This window comes from Burkholderia sp. THE68 (genome assembly GCF_009938265.1).
GTDB lineage: Bacteria > Pseudomonadota > Gammaproteobacteria > Burkholderiales > Burkholderiaceae > Caballeronia.
In genome coordinates, this window is sequence record NZ_AP022316.1 from 1,176,466 (window position 1) to 1,190,622 (window position 14,157).

The 14,157-nt window shown below is 66.1% G+C and carries 13 protein-coding genes; 5 read left to right on the top strand and 8 right to left on the bottom strand.

Annotated features, from left to right (window positions below):
• The first annotated feature begins 37 nt into the window (after positions 1–37).
• From clcA to BTHE68_RS19005, 5 genes are all read left to right on the top strand, one after another.
• The gene (gene clcA, locus BTHE68_RS18985) at positions 38–1,390 is read left to right on the top strand and encodes a H(+)/Cl(-) exchange transporter ClcA (protein ID WP_162067800.1); all 1,353 of its coding nucleotides are present in this window, start codon (positions 38–40) and stop codon (positions 1,388–1,390) included.
• A 34-nt stretch (positions 1,391–1,424) separates the two neighbouring features.
• A complete protein-coding gene (locus tag BTHE68_RS18990) occupies positions 1,425–2,453 on the top strand; it encodes an aldo/keto reductase (RefSeq protein WP_162067801.1) in 1,029 nt (342 codons plus the stop codon).
• 141 nt (positions 2,454–2,594) lie between these two features.
• A complete protein-coding gene (locus BTHE68_RS18995; protein ID WP_162067802.1) occupies positions 2,595–3,209 on the top strand; it encodes a LysE family translocator in 615 nt (204 codons plus the stop codon).
• A 302-nt stretch (positions 3,210–3,511) separates the two neighbouring features.
• Positions 3,512–3,682, top strand: a complete 171-nt coding sequence (locus tag BTHE68_RS19000; RefSeq protein WP_162067803.1) for a hypothetical protein — start codon at positions 3,512–3,514, stop codon at positions 3,680–3,682.
• A gap of 203 nt (positions 3,683–3,885) precedes the next feature.
• The gene (locus BTHE68_RS19005; protein ID WP_008352793.1) at positions 3,886–4,047 is read left to right on the top strand and encodes a DUF1328 family protein; all 162 of its coding nucleotides are present in this window, start codon (positions 3,886–3,888) and stop codon (positions 4,045–4,047) included.
• A gap of 93 nt (positions 4,048–4,140) precedes the next feature.
• On the opposite strand, the gene BTHE68_RS19010 is transcribed toward BTHE68_RS19005, so the two are convergent.
• The 8 genes from BTHE68_RS19010 to BTHE68_RS19045 all read right to left on the bottom strand — a co-directional run bounded on the left by BTHE68_RS19010 (position 4,141) and on the right by BTHE68_RS19045 (position 13,988).
• Positions 4,141–5,259 carry a diguanylate cyclase gene (locus tag BTHE68_RS19010; RefSeq protein WP_162067804.1) on the bottom strand — a complete coding sequence of 373 codons (1,119 nt, stop codon included), beginning with the start codon at positions 5,257–5,259 and terminating at the stop codon, positions 4,141–4,143.
• Between the two features lie 46 nt (positions 5,260–5,305).
• Entirely contained in the window at positions 5,306–6,304 is a 999-nt protein-coding gene (locus BTHE68_RS19015; protein ID WP_162067805.1) for a chemotaxis response regulator protein-glutamate methylesterase, read from the bottom strand.
• Positions 6,301–8,559: a hybrid sensor histidine kinase/response regulator gene (locus BTHE68_RS19020; RefSeq protein WP_162067806.1), complete on the bottom strand. Its 2,259-nt coding sequence runs from the start codon at positions 8,557–8,559 to the stop codon at positions 6,301–6,303. Before BTHE68_RS19020 ends, BTHE68_RS19015 begins: the two co-directional genes overlap by 4 nt.
• Positions 8,556–9,290, bottom strand: a complete 735-nt coding sequence (locus tag BTHE68_RS19025) for a chemotaxis protein CheW (RefSeq protein ID WP_162067807.1) — start codon at positions 9,288–9,290, stop codon at positions 8,556–8,558. Before BTHE68_RS19025 ends, BTHE68_RS19020 begins: the two co-directional genes overlap by 4 nt.
• The gene (locus BTHE68_RS19030) at positions 9,287–10,612 is read right to left on the bottom strand and encodes a CheR family methyltransferase (protein WP_162067808.1); all 1,326 of its coding nucleotides are present in this window, start codon (positions 10,610–10,612) and stop codon (positions 9,287–9,289) included. The genes BTHE68_RS19025 and BTHE68_RS19030 overlap by 4 nt, the downstream gene beginning before the upstream one ends.
• Positions 10,609–11,079 (bottom strand): chemotaxis protein CheW, encoded by a 471-nt coding sequence (locus BTHE68_RS19035; RefSeq protein WP_162067809.1) that lies wholly within the window; start codon positions 11,077–11,079, stop codon positions 10,609–10,611. The genes BTHE68_RS19030 and BTHE68_RS19035 overlap by 4 nt, the downstream gene beginning before the upstream one ends.
• 24 nt (positions 11,080–11,103) lie before the next feature.
• Positions 11,104–12,669, bottom strand: coding sequence for a methyl-accepting chemotaxis protein (locus BTHE68_RS19040; protein ID WP_286202792.1), 1,566 nt, complete (start codon positions 12,667–12,669; stop codon positions 11,104–11,106).
• Positions 12,670–12,857: 188 nt separating this feature from the next.
• Positions 12,858–13,988, bottom strand: a complete 1,131-nt coding sequence (locus BTHE68_RS19045; RefSeq protein ID WP_162067811.1) for an MBL fold metallo-hydrolase — start codon at positions 13,986–13,988, stop codon at positions 12,858–12,860.
• Positions 13,989–14,157 lie beyond the last annotated feature (169 nt).

Consider the following 14,157-nt stretch of genomic DNA (forward strand, 5'->3'; position numbering starts at 1 on the left):
GCTTCGATGCACATGCCGATCCGGAGCGACATGCGCGATGAATAACAAAGAAGTCACCCATCAGGACGACGAACGCGCGGGACTCGGCGCGCTCGCGGCGGCGTCGGTGGTCGTGGGCGCGGCGACGGGCACGATCGGCGTGCTGTTCCGCTTCGCCCTCGAACGCGCCGACGCATGGCGCAACGCGTTCGTCGCGTGGGCGCACGCGGGACACGATATCGCGGTCATACTCGTCGTGCTGGCGGCAGCGGCCGCCGCAGGGCTTGCTGGCTGGCTCGTCGCGCGCTTCGCGCCGATGGCGAGCGGCAGCGGCATTCCGCATGTCGAAGCGGTACTGCACGGCCGCCTGCCGCCCGCGCCGCTCGTGCTCATTCCGATCAAGTTCGTCGGCGGCGTGCTGGCCATCGGTGCGGGGCTCGCGCTCGGCCGCGAAGGTCCGACGGTGCAGATGGGCGCATCGATCGCGCATGCCATCGGCAGGATATTCAGGCGCAACGCCTTCGATTGCCGCGTGCTGCTCGCGGCGGGCGCGGGCGCGGGGCTGGCGACGGCGTTCAATGCGCCTATAGCGGGCGCCGTGTTCGTGCTCGAAGAGCTGATGCGGCGCTTCGATACGCGCACGGCGGTCGCGGCGCTCGGCGCATCGGCGAGCGCGATCGCGATGGCGCGGCTGCTGCACGGCGATCTGCCCGACTTTCATGTGCCGGCCCAGCCGTTTCCCGGCTTCGAAATGGCCGGCGCGCATCTCGTGCTCGGCGCGTTGCTCGGTCTGCTCGGCGCGGCCTATTGCCGCCTCATTCTATGGACGCTCGATATCGCCGATTCGCTCGCGCGTCCCGAATCGGTGAAGCATGCGACCGTGCGCGCGGCGGCAGTCGGCGCGGCGGTCGGTCTGATCGCGTGGTTCGCGCCGGATCTCGCGGGCGGCGGCGACGCGCTGACCGAACGCGCACTGCTCGGCGCGGGCACCGTGGCCGGCGTGATCGCGATGTTCGCGCTGCGCTTCGTCATGGGTCCGGTTTCGTACGCGGCGGGCGCGCCCGGCGGCATCTTCGCGCCGATGCTCGTGCTCGGTGCGCAAACGGGTCTCGTATTCGGCCGCGTATGTTTCGACTGGTTCCCGGGCATGGCGCCCGCCGCCGGCGATACCAGCACGTTCGCGGTGGTCGGCATGGCGGCGTTCTTCGTCGCGGTGGTGCGCGCGCCGGTCACGGGCATCGTGCTCGTCACGGAGATGACGGCGAGCTTTTCGCTGCTGCTGCCGATGCTCATCGCCTGCTTCACCGCGATGATCGTGCCGATGCTGCTGCGCGTGCCGCCGATCTACGATTCCCTCGGCGAGCGCGCGGCGCGCGGCCCGCGTTCTGCATCCGACGAACCGTTGCGGTAGTCTCGTCATTCGACTTCATCCACGAGGACAGGCAATGGAATATCGACATCTCGGCGCTTCGGGCTTCAAGGTTCCCGTTCTGAGCTTCGGCACCGGCACGTTCGGCGGCCAGGGCGAATTCTTTCAGGCGTGGGGCGAGACCGACGTGAGCGAAGCGCGCAAGCTCATAGACATCTGTCTCGATGCGGGCGTCACGATGTTCGACACCGCCGACCTCTACTCGCGCGGCGCATCGGAATCGATTCTCGGCGAAGCGCTCAAGGGCCGGCGCGACAAGGCCATCATCTCGACCAAGGCCACTTTCCGCTTCGACGAGAACGACCCGAATTCCGTCGGTTCGTCGCGCTTTCATCTCATCCGCGCGGTGAACGCGGCGCTCGAGCGCTTGCAGACGGACTACATCGACGTGTTCCAGCTGCACGGCTTCGATGCGAAAACGCCCGTAGAGGAAACGCTTTCCACCCTCGACGATCTCGTGCGCGCCGGCAAGATCCGCTATACGGGCGTGTCGAATTTCTCCGGCTGGCATCTGCAGAAATCGCTCGACGTGGCGCAACGTTACGGTTATGCGCGTTACGTCGCGAACCAGACGTACTACTCGCTCATCGGCCGCGATTACGAATGGGAGCTGATGCCGCTCGGCATCGATCAGGGCGTCGGCGCGATCGTGTGGAGTCCGCTGGGCTGGGGGCGTCTGACCGGCAAGATTCGCCGCGGCCAGCCGCTGCCCGCGACGAGCCGCCTGCACAAGACCGCGGACATGGGGCCGCCGGTGCCGGACGAGTATCTCTACCGCGTGATCGATGCGCTCGACGCCATCGCCGAGGAGACCGGCAAGACGGTGCCGCAGATCGCCCTCAACTGGCTCCTGCAGCGCCCGACGGTGGCGACGGTACTCATCGGCGCGCGCAACGAGGAGCAACTGCGGCAGAACCTCGGCGCGGCCGGCTGGAATCTCACGCCCGAGCAGGTGAAGAAGCTCGACGAGGCGAGCACGGTGCGGCCGGCGTATCCGTACTGGCATCAGCAAGGCTTCGCGGAACGCAATCCGTTCCCGGTGTGAGTCTCGGGCAAGCGTGGCGGGGGATGCCCGCCACGCTCGGGATCCGTACCGGAAGTCCGCTGCCGATCTGTACCGGTACTGTACCGGACAGCTCCCGTACACTTGGCGCTCATCGAGTCTTTCATTGCCCGGAGCGCGCCAATGCCTACCGAACTTCTCAACGCCCTGCCTGCCGCCGCGCTGTTCGCGCTGGTGACGACCATTACGCCCGGCCCCAACAACACGATGCTGCTGGCCTCGGGCGTCAACTTCGGCCTGAAGCGCACGGTGCCGCATGTGCTCGGCATCAGCGCGGGCATGGCGATTCTGATGATCGCGGTCGGTCTCGGGCTCGCGCAGGCGTTCGAGCGCGTGCCATTGCTCTACACCGTGCTCGAAGCGGCGAGCGTCGCGTATCTGCTGTATCTGGCGTGGAAGATCGGCACGTCGTCATCGGTGCAGATGCGCGATGGCCAGGCCCGCCCGATGCGCTTTCACGAAGCGATCGCGTTCCAGTGGATCAATCCCAAGGCGTGGATGATGGTGCTCACCGCGGCGACTACCATCCATTTGCACGCGAGCCTCTCGCTGAATGCCGCGCTGATGGCGCTGGTGCTCGTCGTGATCGGCTTGCCGTGCATCACGATGTGGGCCGCGTTCGGCATGTCGTTGCGGCGGTTTCTCGCCAACCCGCGCTGGCTGCGCATCTTCAACATCACGATGGCCGTGCTGCTGGTGCTGTCGCTGTATCCGATCGTTGCCCATTTCTTCGATTGAAGCGCGAAGGGAAACGAAGTGCTGCGCGAGCAAAAAGCGCGCAGCCCCTTTGTTTCGCCGCCGGTCCGGTGCATACTGACCTGACGCGCCGGCACGCAAAATCTGCCGTCCCGCTTGCAAGATTGGGACTGCGTTTCTTCTCATCGGCACTGTCTGTCCACCTTGCCGCCCGAATGGTCATCGCGTGATCCTTAAGCGATCCTTTAAGGCGGCGTTTCAGTCCGGCGCGTACAAGCCTTGCTAGTCCGTTGGTTCGCGCCGAATCGTCGGCGCGGCTTTGAAATCTGTTCAAGGAGTACGCCATGTCTGGAGCCAATCGCCCATCCGGTCCCGCCACGCGCAAATCCCTCGACCTAGCCGATCAGATCGAGCGCGATGAACTGGAGAACAACCTGCCGGATGCGCTCAATGGCGTCGATGACGAAGACGACATCGACGATGATTCCGACTCCGATCGCACACTAGGCCGTTAGCCTCGACAGCCGGGCCCATCGCGCTGATGCAGGCGTGATCCGCAACGCCGCAACGTCTATCGTTGCGGCGTTTTTGCATCGTGGACCCGATCCGCTGGGCACGACCGTTGCTTTGAACGATGCGCAGCAAGAACCTGATGAGCGAGCGGCGGCATCGACCCGCATGCGAATCAACCGATCCACCGATCCCACCGGAGGGCTTCATGCTTCGTTACGCTGTCATCTTCTTCATCATCGCGATCATCGCGGCCGTCTTCGGCTTCGGCGGCATCGCGACGGGCGCGGCGGAAATCGCCAAGATCCTGTTCTTCATCTTCATCGTGATCTTTCTCGCGACGTTGCTGCTCGGCGTGTTCAGGCGATGACGGTCATCGTTTGACAAGCGCCTTGAAAAAAACGCGCGGGCTTCATCGAAGGCCGCGCGTTTTTTCATGCTTCGAAGTTCGAAGCACATCACATTACGTGATGATCACCCGATTCTTCCCGTCCCGCTTCGCACGATACAGCGCGAGATCGGCCGCCTCCACGAGCTGTTTCGATGCATCGTCGTGCAAGGCCATTTGCGTGGCGCCGCCGATGCTGATCGTCACGCGCCCGCTCGCCGAACCCGTGTGCGGCACATTGAGCGACTCCACCGCAATGCGAATCTTTTCCCCGAGCAGACGCAAGCCGGGCGCCGACGACGACAGCAGCACCACCGCGAATTCTTCGCCGCCGAAACGCGCGGCGAGATCGGCCGGGCTGTTGAGGCTCGATTCGATCGTATGCGCGACGAGCTTGAGCACGTCGTCGCCGGCGACGTGTCCGTAGGTATCGTTGTACGACTTGAAGTTGTCGACATCGATCATCAGGAAGCCGATAGCCGCACGCTCGCGCGACGCACGACGCCATTCGGCGCTCAGATAATCATCGAGACGACGCCGGTTCGACAGGCCCGTCAGACCATCCGAATGCGTCAGCCGCTGCAATTCCAGATTCGTTTCGAGCAGCTTCTGCTGCGATTGACGCAACGCGCGATACGCCTCGTCGCGCTGCAACAGGTTCTGATACGAACGCGAGTGATAACGCACGCGCGCGACGAGTTCGATCGTGTCCGGCAGCTTCACGAGATAGTCGTTCGCGCCCGCCGCGAAGGCCGCGCTCTTGATGCGCGGCTCTTCCTTCGTCGACAGCACGATGATCGGAATATCGCGCGTCGCCGGATGCTCGCGATACTGGCGCACGAGCGTGAGCCCATCGACGCCGGGCATCACGAGGTCTTGCAGGATCACCGTCGGCCGGGTTTCCTGCGCGGTGCGCAACGCCTCTTCGGGATTTGCGCAGTAATGCAGATCGACGTTCGCCTCGTCCGCGAGCGCGCGACGCAGCGCCTCCGCGATGATCGCCTGATCGTCCACGAGCAGCACCATCACCGGCAGCTCGGCGGCAGACGGCGCGTTCAGCGCGGCGGCGAGCAGATCGGACACGGCGCGCTCGTCCACCATCGCGCGCGAACCCGCGCGTTCGATGCTCGCCGCCGCCGCTGCGGCGGCCCGTTGCGCGCGCTCGGCCAGCGGATCGGGATGAGGAAGTTTCATGAACGTGTCCTTTTGTCGGGTGCTTATCGTTAAGTGCGTTGCGATGTCAGTCGAATGCCGTGGCGATGGCGTCGGCGATGCGCGGCAGCGGCAGGATCGACACCGCCGCATTCAGCGCGGCTGCCGCCTTCGGCATGCCGTACACCGCGCTCGTCGCCTCGTCCTGCGCGATCGTGTGATAGCCCTTCGCGCGCATCGCCTTCAGGCCGATCGCGCCGTCGCGGCCCATGCCCGTCAGCAGCACGCCGATCGCGCGGCCGGTCCAGCGCTCGGTCACGCTCTGAAAGAACACGTCGACGGAAGGCCGGTAAGGCAGTTGCTCGGGATGCGCGGTGTAGCCGAGGCGCGTGGCGTCGGCGAAATGCAGATGATCGTTGGTCGCGGCGAGCAGCACTTCGCCCGGCACGGGTTTGTCGCCCTCGCGCGCGACGCGCACGGGCAGCGCCGATTGCGCGTCGAGCCACTGCGCCATGCCTTCGGCGAACGCGCGATCGACGTGCTGCACGATGACGATTGCCGCCGCGAAGTGCTTCGGCAGCGCGCCCAGCAGCGTCGCGAGCGCGGCCGGCCCGCCCGCCGATGCGCCGATCGCGACGAGCCGCGCAGCGCTTTTCGGCACGCTCGTCGCGATGACGGACGATGCGCCGGAAGACGCGAGCCGCGCGCCGATCTGATCGATCTTCGCGATCAGCGCCGCCGCGCCGCGACGCGCATCGGCGCCGGCGAGCGCGGGCGTATCGACGGCATCGAGCGCGCCCGCGCCCATCGCTTCATAGACGCGCCATGCGTTCGCGCCCACATCGACGGTCACGACGAGAATCGCGCACGGCGAGCGCGCCATGATCGTGCGCGACGCCTGCACGCCATCGACGTTCGGCATCACGAGATCCATCAGCACGACATCGGGCGTATGCGTCGCGCAATAGTCGATGGCCTGCTGACCATCGTGCGCGACCCACGCGATCTCGAAGTCGGGCCGTGCCACGAGCGCGCGCCGCAGCGCTCCCACGGCCAGCGAAACGTCGTTCACAATGCCGATCTTCATGATTTCGCCTCGCCTATGAGATCGCGCACCGCGTCGATGAGCGCCTGGTCGTGAAAGCTGCCCTTCGCGAGGTAATAGTCCGCGCCCGCATCGAGGCCGCGCTGACGGTCCTCCGCGCGATCCTTGTACGACACGATCATCACCGGCAGGCCGGAGAGTTGCGCATCGCGCTTGATGAGCGTGACGAGTTCGATGCCGTCCAGACGCGGCATGTCGATATCCGTGATGACCAGATCGAAGCGCTCGCCGCGCACCGCGTTCCAGCCGTCCATGCCGTCGACCGCCACCGCTACGTCGTAGCCGCGCGACGCGAGCAGCTTGCGTTCGAGCTCGCGCACGGTGAGCGAATCGTCGACGACGAGCACGCGCTTGGCTGCCGCGACGCTCGCACGCGATGTCCCCGCGCCCACGCGTCCGAGCTCGCCGCTGCCGACGAGTTTCTCTACCGAACGCAGCCAGTCGTCGAGGTCCGCGATGAGCAGCGGATCGCCGTTTTCCATCAGCGCGCCCGCCGCGATGTTGCGCACCTTGCCGAGCCGCTTGTCGAGCGGCTGCACGACGAGCATGCGCTCACCGAGAAAGCGGTCGACGACGATGCCGTAGCTCGCCGCGCCCTGCCCGATCACGACGACGTTGAGCGCGTCGCTGGCGGCTTCGAACGCAGCCGTCTGCAGGATCTGATGCGCGGTGACGAGGCCGACCCGCTTGCCGTCGAAGGAAAAATGCTGCTGGCCTTCGAGCATGTCGATGGCGCTCGCCGGCAGCACCAGCGTACGCACGACATGCGCGAGCGGCAGGCCATAAGGCTCGCCCGCCACTTCGACGATCAGGCTGCGGATCACCGACAGCGTGAGCGGCAACTGCAATGTGAAACGCGTGCCCGCGTGCGCCTCCTGCGTCACGCGCACGCTGCCGCGCACTTGCCGCACGACGTCCTGCACGGCATCGAGCCCGACGCCGCGGCCGGAAACGTCGGTGACGGCGTCGCGCATCGAGAAGCCCGGCAGGAACAGGAATTCAAGCAGCTCGGCTTCCGTGAGACGCGCGGCCGTATCTTCGCTTGCAAGATTCTTGCGCACGACCGAGCGGCGCAGCGCATCGAGATCGACGCCCGCGCCGTCGTCGGACACGCTGATGAAAAGCGAGCCCGCGCTATGGCGCGCTTCGAGCGTGATCGTGCCGGTCTCCGGCTTGCCGAGCGCGCGTCTGAGCGACGGCTCCTCGATGCCGTGATCGACCGCGTTGCGCAACAGATGGCCGAGCGGCGCGTCGAGCAGATCGAGAATGTCGCGATCAACCTGCGTCGTCTCGCCCGCAATGACGAGGCGCACGTCGCGGCCGAGCCCGCGCGCGACATCGCGCACCATGCGCGCGAAGCCGCCGGTCGCATCGACGAAGGGACGCATGCGGCAGGCGAGCGCTTCGTCGTAGATCTGCTGCGCGAGATGCGTCGAGCGGCGGTCGAAGTTCTCCAGTTCGGCAAGACGCTCGCTCAGTTGCCGGTGCGCTTCGGCCGTGAGACGCCGCACTTCGTCGAGCGCGGCGTGTGCGCGCGCGTCGAGTTGCGCGGCGTTCGTTTCATTCAGCGTTTCGTGCAGACGTTCGAGCGCGCGGTTTGCATCGTGCTGAATGCGCTTCACGCGCAGCATCGATTGCGAGAACGGCTTCAGCCAGCGCGATTCGACCAGCGATTCGCCCGAGTGGCTCAACAGGCGGTCGAGCGTGTCGGCGCGCATGCGCAACATGCGGGCGTCGTTCGTGCGCGCCGGCGCCGCAACCGGCTCGGGCGTCTCGTCGACGGGCTTTGCGAGCGTGAGTTCGAGCGAAAGATCGCTTGTTTGCTGCGGCGCTTCGTTGCCTTCGATACGCGCGTTGAGCGCTTCGACGAACGCATCCACTTCGCGTTCGAGCGCCGCTTGTGCGTCGATGTCCTGCGCCTCGCCGATCTGCACGATCAGATCGACGCCACGCAGCAACATGTCGATATAACCCGCATCGAGCACGACGCGCCCGTCCTGCGCCGCGACGAAGCAGTCTTCCATCACATGCGCGAGCGTCACGCCGACCGGCACGCCGACCACGCGCGCCGCGCCCTTCAGCGAATGCGCGGCGCGCATGCTCGCTTCGAGCGTGACGGGATCGCGCGGTGCGCGTTCGAGCGCGATGAGGCCATCGGAAAGAATCTGCGCCTGGCCGCGCGCTTCTTCCTGAAAGAGTTCGAGCAGCGACGAGCGGCCCGGATCGATGCTCGTCATGTCAGGCTCCGGTTCAGGCTGTCGATCAGCCGGTCGGCGTCGAGCAGGCCGACGGTCGCGTCCTTGAATGCGGCCACCGCATGCGCGTGCGACGACAGGCGCTGCGCGAGCGTCGCGGGCACGGGTTGAAGCTGCGCGCGCGTGAAGCGATGCACGCCGTCGACGGCATCGACGGGAAAGGCGATCGGGCCTTCGTGCTCGCCGTTGCCGTGATGATCGGGGCTTCGCGCGCGCTCGATGACGAGCAGCCGCCCGAGTTCGCGCGCATCGACGGCCTGATGGCCCGACACGGTTTTGACCGCGGTCTCTTCGATGCCGAAAAGCCGCGCCAGCGATACGCATACGAGCAGACGTCCGCGCACGTTCACGACGCCCGACACGGCGCGGTTCCGCCGATGCGGCAGCGAATGCACCGGACGCAGTTGCGCGACTTGCGCGCAGCAGGTCGTCGGCAGGCCGAGCCATTCGCCGCCGATGCGAAACACGAGGCACGAGAGCGTGCCGGTTTCATCGCCGTCGCGCGTGATGTCCGGCGATGCCGCGCTCGTCTGTTCGATCGACGTGCGCGCTTCCACGCGATCGAGCACGCGCGCGGCCGCTTCGTCGTGCACCGGGCAATTGCGGCAATGGACATGGCGTTCGAGCTTCGGGCACGACATATCCCCGCGCACGCCGATGCGGTTCCAGCAATCGTCGATGTCGATCGTGATGTTGATATCGCGTGCGTTCATCGCGTGCTCCCGGTGACGCGGCCGGCGCGCGCCAGCAGGAGACGCGCACCGCTTTCATCGCCGTCGAGCGAGAGGCACGCGGCGAGATGCGTGAGCGCTTCGCGATGCGCGGGATCGAGATACAGCGCGCGACGGTAATGACCGCGCGACGCATGATGCTCGCCACGCGCATCGGCGATCACGCCGAGCAGATAGTACGCATCCGCGTTCGACGGATGCGCGTTCAGATACGCATGCGCCGCGCGCGCCGCGGCGTCGAGTTGTCCTGCATCGGCGAGTTCGCGTGCATGCGCGAGGTCGTGCGGCGGCTCGGGCTGGACGCGCGTTTCTTCACGCAGCTTCGCAACCGGCGGCGGGCGCACGGCAAGCGGCGCGCTGGCCCATGCGGGCAGCACGAACGCGGTCTTCATCGGCGGCGGCGTCTTTGCGGCCGGCAGACTCGGCCACGCGGCATCGAAGACGCTGACACGCTCGCGCTCGGCCCGATTGAACGCGAACGCGAGCGGAATGTTCGCGGAGCTCATGCCCTCGCGCATCAGAAGCCCCGTCTCCGCCGGGCCGACGAACAACGTGCCGCCTTCGGCGAGCAGGCCATCGAGCACGCGCAGGACGGCGCATTGTGTGTCGCGATCGAAATAGATCAGCACGTTGCGGCACAGAATGAAATCGAAGCGCTCGAACGCATGCGAGCCGAGATGCAAAAGATTCGCCTGCGCGAAGCGCACGCTTTGCGCGACGGCGGGATCGAGTTGCCAGCCGCCTTCGATTGCGCGGAAATGCCGGTCGCGAAAATCGAGCGCGCGGCCACGAAACGCGTTGCGTCCGTAGTGCGCGCGGCGGGCGATGCCCAGCGCGCGTTCGCTCACATCGATCGCATCGATCGTGAATCGCTCGGCGGGAATGCCCGCCTCGAGCAGCGCCATCGCGATCGTATAGGCTTCCTCGCCCGTCGAGCACGGCGCGCTCAGCACGCGCAGCGGCTTCGCGGGCCGTTCGTGCAGACGCACGCGCGCAAGCCGCGCGAGCGCGGCGAAGGCTTCCGGATCGCGGAAGAACCAGGTCTCCGGCACGACGACCGCTTCGATGAGTTCCTGCATGCGTGCGGCATCATGCGTGATCGCGCAATAGTAGTCGTCGAGCGTGCCGCCATGCTGATCGCGCCACAGGTTGTAGCGCTCGCGCACCGCGCGCGACACCGAGTTCGCGCCGATCGACTCTGCATCGAGACCGATCGCGCCATGCAGCAGGTCGATGAAGCGGCCGACGCCGCAGGGCTCGCCGTGAGCGGTGGCATCGGCGAAAAGATTTGGAATCGCGCTCATGCGTCGCTTCCGGCGAAGAGCAGCGCCTGAACATCGTCGGGCAACAGATGCTCGATTCGCACCCATTGCAGCAGCCCCGCTTCGTCGCGCGTGAGCGGGCCGAGGTAGCGCGCGTGCGGCGTGTCGATGCCCGCGTCGCTGAACGAAGCGGTATCGAACGCGACAGTGCGCGTCGCCTGTTCGAGCAGAAGGCCGAGCCGATGATGCGTCGTCGCGCCATCGTCGCCGCGCCGCGGATAGGTGACGAGCGCGAGCCGCGTCGAAAGCCTTTCCCGCGACGCGCGCGCGAGCGCGAGCGCGGCGATGTCGATGACGGGCACGCTCGCGCCTTCGTAGTCGAGCACGCCCGCGACCCATGCGGGCGCGCCCGGCAGCGCCTTCAGCGGCGCGAGCGGCAGCATGCGCTCGATCTGCGCGCTGTCGAGCAGATAGCGGTCGGAGCCGAGCGTGAACTGGATGAAGAGCATCGCGGCGTCTTTAAGTGGTCAGTGTCACGCGGCCACTTTGAAGCGCGACACGCCGGTACGCAGCCCGTTTGCGACGTGCGTGAGATCGTCGATCGCCTGCGTCGACTGGCGCAGCGATTCGGCAGTCTGCTGCGCGGCCTCCGACAGTTGCGACAGCGCCTGCGAAATCTGGTCCGCGCCGGTCGCCTGCGTCTGCATGCCCTCGTTGATCATGGAGACGCGCGGCGCGAGCGTCTGCACCTGGTGGATGATCTGCGAAAGCTGACCGCCCACTTGCTGCACGTCGAGCATGCCGCGGCGCACTTCCTCGGAGAACTTGTCCATGCCCATCACGCCAGCGGCGACAGCGGACTGGATCTCCTTCACCATCTGCTCGATATCGAAGGTGGCGACCGCGGTCTGATCCGCGAGACGGCGGATTTCCGTGGCGACGACCGCGAAGCCGCGCCCGTACTCGCCCGCCTTCTCCGCTTCGATCGCCGCGTTCAGGGAAAGCAGATTGGTCTGATCCGCAACCTTCGTGATGGTCGCGACCACCTGATTGATGTTGCCCGCCTTCTCGTTGAGGATCGCGAGCTTGCCGTTCACCGAGCCCGCCGCTTCCATCACGAGGCGCATGGTTTCCTCCATGCGCGTGAGTCCTACCTGACCGGTGCCCGCGAGCGTCGCCGATTGCTCCGCCACGCCGGACACTTCGTTCATGGTGCGCACGAGATCGCGTGCGGTCGCGAAGATTTCGCGCGACGTCGCGCCGATTTCCGTCGTCGTCGCGGCCGTTTCGCTCGCGGTGGCCTGCTGCTCGCGCGCGGTCGCGGCGATTTCCGACACCGATGTCGTCACCTGCACGGCCGATTTCTGCGCCTGACTGACGAGGCCCGTCAATTCGTCCGTCATGCGGTTGAAGCCCGATTCCAGCGTGCCGAATTCGTCGCGGCGCGCAAGCGCGAGCCGCTGCGTGAGGTCGCCGGTACGCATCTTGTCCACCACATCGACGAGCCGCAGCATCGGCACGGTCAGCGCCTTCATCAGCAGGAAGCCCAGCACCGCGGCCACCGCGATCGCGATCAGCATCATGACGGCGAGCGCGATTTCCGACTTCTGCACCGAACCGCGAATGCTTTCCACCGATTTCGCGTTGAAGGTCTCGTTGTGGTCGACGAGCGCGCGCGTCGCGGTCTGTCCCGCTTCCCATACCGGCGTCAGACGCGTGTTGAAGGTCGCGACGGCGGCGTCCTTCGAGCTCGCGAGTTCGCGCAGCGTCTGATCCTGAAGCGGGACGTAGAGCTCGCGCTGACGCTTGAAATCGTTGAAGAGACGGCGGTCTTCATCTTCGAAGATGGTGGGCACGTAGGTGTCCATCAGCTTGTCGATGGCCGCGCGCGTCTCGGTGAGACGCTGCGTGTCGCGGCGCAATTGCTCCGCGTCGTTGTCGATGAAGACGAGCCGTTGCGTGAGCGTGTAGTTCTCGAACCACGCCGCGCGCAGATCGTTGGACAGCGAGACGCCGACCATCGAATCGTCTTCGAGGCTCTTGGCTTCCCGGTCGATCCCGCCGAGCAGCGTGTAGGACAGTGCGGCCATGACCAGCATCAGGGTAAGGATGATGCCGAAGCTCGCCAGAATGCGATGCCGAATGGACAGTTGCTTCACGCGATAAGCCCTATCAGTAAATGAAGACGATTGCCGCCCCGCGCGCAACCGCGAGCCCGCCTCGATGACGAAGGCGTCTCAATTGTAGGATGAATTCGGGCGCGTGAAAGCCGCGCTCCCAGACCGTGTTATCGGCCGATTGTGGCCGCGCTTGAGTTTGGCGTGTCGAGCTGAATCATTTCGCCGTGTTTCAGCACGGTGAACGCGTCGGCGGGGAGGCCGGCGCTGCGCACGGCGTCAGCGAGACGGCGCGGCGGCTCGTCGAGCGGCTCGTCGGTCAGTTCGAACGTGCCCCAGTGAATGCCGATCGCCTTCTTTGCGCGGACGTCCTGGAACATGCGCACCGCTTCTTCCGGGTCGACGTGTTGCGCGTGCATGAACCAGCGCGGGTCGTAGGCGCCGATCGGAATGAGCGCGAGATCGAAGCCGCCGAAACGCGCGCCGATATCGCGGAAATCCGGCGAATAGCCGGTGTCGCCCGCGAAGTAGAAAGAATACGGATGCGCGGCGCCCGCCGGCGTCTTCACGACCCAGCCGCCCCACAGCGTTTCCGCGCGATCGAACGGCGTGCGCGCCGACCAGTGCTGGCTCGGCACGAACCAGATATCGAGCCCGGCGGCATGGGTTTCGTCGCTCCAGTCGAGTTCCTCGACGTTCGTCACGCCAATGTCGTTCATCCACTGCATGATGCCGAGCGGCACGAGAAAACGCGGCGGGCCGCCCGCTTGCCGGTTGAGCGCTTCGACGCTCGGCTTGTCGAGGTGATCGTAGTGATTGTGCGAAATCAGCACGATGTCGATGTGCGGCAGCTCGTCGAGCGTGAGGCCGGGCGGCGTCTTGCGCTTCGGTCCCCCGAACGACAGCGGCGATGCGCGCTCGGAAAACACCGGATCGGTGAGGATGTTCACGCCGTCGATCTGCACCAGCGCGCTCGCATGACCGATCCACGTGAGGGTATCGGCGGTGCGATTCGCCTTGAGCCAGGCGATGTCGGGGTGCGCCATCGGGAAGGCGTAGCCATTCGCGGGCGGCTTCGGCAGCCCTTGCGTGAAGCGCTCCCAGCGCCACTTCAGAAACGACTCGCGCGGCAAATGCCCGTAATTGTTCTCATAGCCCGAGGCGGTGCGCTTTGCGTGGCGCAGCGGTTGCGGCAGTAGCGACTGCACGACGGACGCGGCTTCCTCGCTTTGTGCGGGCGCACCCGACGCGCAGCCCGCAAGCAGCGTGAGCGCGCACAACGCGGCGCGGGACTGTCGCATGAGCAGATCGATCGAAAAAGAGGATGGCAGGCGCATGTTTTGAGGGATTGGGCGCCGCGCGCGACATCCGATTGTACGAAATGCATGCTGAGCCGTCTTTTCACGCGCATTTGTCCGAGCGATGTCCACGCCGGGACTGCCGCGCCATGCAAGGCGAAGCCGACATAAT

Excerpts from the sequence above, each read along its gene's own strand:
- clcA (WP_162067800.1), top strand. The coding sequence starts at position 38 with ATGAATAACAAAGAAGTCACCCATCAGGACGACGAACGCGCGGGACTC.
- BTHE68_RS18990 (WP_162067801.1), top strand. The coding sequence starts at position 1,425 with ATGGAATATCGACATCTCGGCGCTTCGGGCTTCAAGGTTCCCGTTCTG.
- BTHE68_RS18995 (WP_162067802.1), top strand. The coding sequence starts at position 2,595 with ATGCCTACCGAACTTCTCAACGCCCTGCCTGCCGCCGCGCTGTTCGCG.
- BTHE68_RS19000 (WP_162067803.1), top strand. The coding sequence starts at position 3,512 with ATGTCTGGAGCCAATCGCCCATCCGGTCCCGCCACGCGCAAATCCCTC.
- BTHE68_RS19005 (WP_008352793.1), top strand. The coding sequence starts at position 3,886 with ATGCTTCGTTACGCTGTCATCTTCTTCATCATCGCGATCATCGCGGCC.
- BTHE68_RS19010 (WP_162067804.1), bottom strand. The coding sequence starts at position 5,259 with ATGAAACTTCCTCATCCCGATCCGCTGGCCGAGCGCGCGCAACGGGCC.
- BTHE68_RS19015 (WP_162067805.1), bottom strand. The coding sequence starts at position 6,304 with ATGAAGATCGGCATTGTGAACGACGTTTCGCTGGCCGTGGGAGCGCTG.
- BTHE68_RS19020 (WP_162067806.1), bottom strand. The coding sequence starts at position 8,559 with ATGACGAGCATCGATCCGGGCCGCTCGTCGCTGCTCGAACTCTTTCAG.
- BTHE68_RS19025 (WP_162067807.1), bottom strand. The coding sequence starts at position 9,290 with ATGAACGCACGCGATATCAACATCACGATCGACATCGACGATTGCTGG.
- BTHE68_RS19030 (WP_162067808.1), bottom strand. The coding sequence starts at position 10,612 with ATGAGCGCGATTCCAAATCTTTTCGCCGATGCCACCGCTCACGGCGAG.
- BTHE68_RS19035 (WP_162067809.1), bottom strand. The coding sequence starts at position 11,079 with ATGCTCTTCATCCAGTTCACGCTCGGCTCCGACCGCTATCTGCTCGAC.
- BTHE68_RS19040 (WP_286202792.1), bottom strand. The coding sequence starts at position 12,669 with ATGCTGGTCATGGCCGCACTGTCCTACACGCTGCTCGGCGGGATCGAC.
- BTHE68_RS19045 (WP_162067811.1), bottom strand. The coding sequence starts at position 13,988 with ATGCGACAGTCCCGCGCCGCGTTGTGCGCGCTCACGCTGCTTGCGGGC.